Below are 1,063 nucleotides of genomic sequence, written 5' to 3'. Positions count from 1 at the left end.
TGCGGCCGCGTGCGGAAGGTTTTAAAGCCTTCGCAGGTGGATCCTGCAATGGGATCCTGTGCGCGATACTGGGATCGAACCAGTGACCTCTTCCGTGTCAGGGAAGCGCTCTCCCGCTGAGCTAAACGCGCTAAAACAACAACCCAAGCCCCGAAACCAGCCCGGGATATTGCTTGAGCGTGGAGCGGATGACGAGACTCGAACTCGCGACCCTCACCTTGGCAAGGTGATGCGCTACCAACTGCGCTACATCCGCACAAGCAACCCTGAACGCTTAAAAGCAATTCTTCGTCGCTGCGACAACAAACACTAGCCTGTTAGTCACCTAGTTCACAAATCCCCAGGTAGATAAGGGCTTCGGAAGCCTGCTGTAGCGCCCGTCAAACACCGCTGAACTACAGACTTGCAATTCACCAATGTGGCATGAACATGGCATGAATGTGTCGCCTGCCTACGGGGTTTGGTCTTGCTTAGTGGCTAGTGGTACCTTTCCCTCTTGAAGGTTCCATAGCTCAGTGGAAGAGCGTTCCGCTCACACCGGAAAGGTCGCTGGTTCGAACCCAGTTGGAACCACAGTTCACCGCCTGGCTTTTTTCGGGCGGTTTTCTTTTTCTCCCCCAGGTGCCCGTTACCTTGTGAGTGTCCCCGATAATGGGGATAGTCGCTGGTCCCGGTATGGCTTACCTGCCCTGTAGTTTCCATAATCCGGGGGGGGTGTTGCCGCCGGGTGCCAGGACTTTCGATGACAGCTGATAGGGACACGGCCAGTTTCAAACTAGGTCTCTTTGTAACGTGGGTGCTTGCAACGAAGGTCATGACACCAGCGACTGGATCAACGCCATACCCATCTCGTTTTCTAGGAGCTCATCATGTCTCCGGAGCATTCCATCGACATATTCCTTGGCCTAGACGTCGGCAAATCTGAACACCACGCCTGCGCCCTAGACCGTGATGGCAACAAGGTCTTCGACAAACCGTTGCCCCAACTCGAATCCGAACTAGCAGGCGTTTTTCACCAGCTTCAGGAGCTTGGCACCGTGCTCGTGATCGTCGACCAACCCAA

Annotated in this window: 1 protein-coding gene and 3 tRNA genes; 2 read left to right on the top strand and 2 right to left on the bottom strand. The window is 54.9% G+C overall.

What is annotated here, in order from left to right:
- Positions 1-59: 59 nt before the first annotated feature.
- Positions 60-131: transfer RNA gene (locus MHX66_RS10475), tRNA-Val, on the bottom strand.
- 49 nt (positions 132-180) lie between these two features.
- Positions 181-256 (bottom strand) — tRNA-Gly (locus MHX66_RS10470).
- Positions 257-501: 245 nt separating this feature from the next.
- Between MHX66_RS10470 and MHX66_RS10465 the strand changes: the two genes are divergently transcribed.
- Positions 502-573: transfer RNA gene (locus MHX66_RS10465), tRNA-Val, on the top strand.
- A 296-nt stretch (positions 574-869) separates the two neighbouring features.
- On the top strand, positions 870-1,063 hold a 194-nt coding region (locus MHX66_RS10460), incomplete at its 3' end, for an IS110 family transposase (RefSeq protein ID WP_239202863.1).

It is taken from the genome of Corynebacterium sp. ACRPH (genome assembly GCF_022347285.1).
Classification (GTDB): Bacteria; Actinomycetota; Actinomycetes; order Mycobacteriales; family Mycobacteriaceae; genus Corynebacterium.
This window is presented reverse-complemented; position numbering and strand designations above follow the sequence as displayed.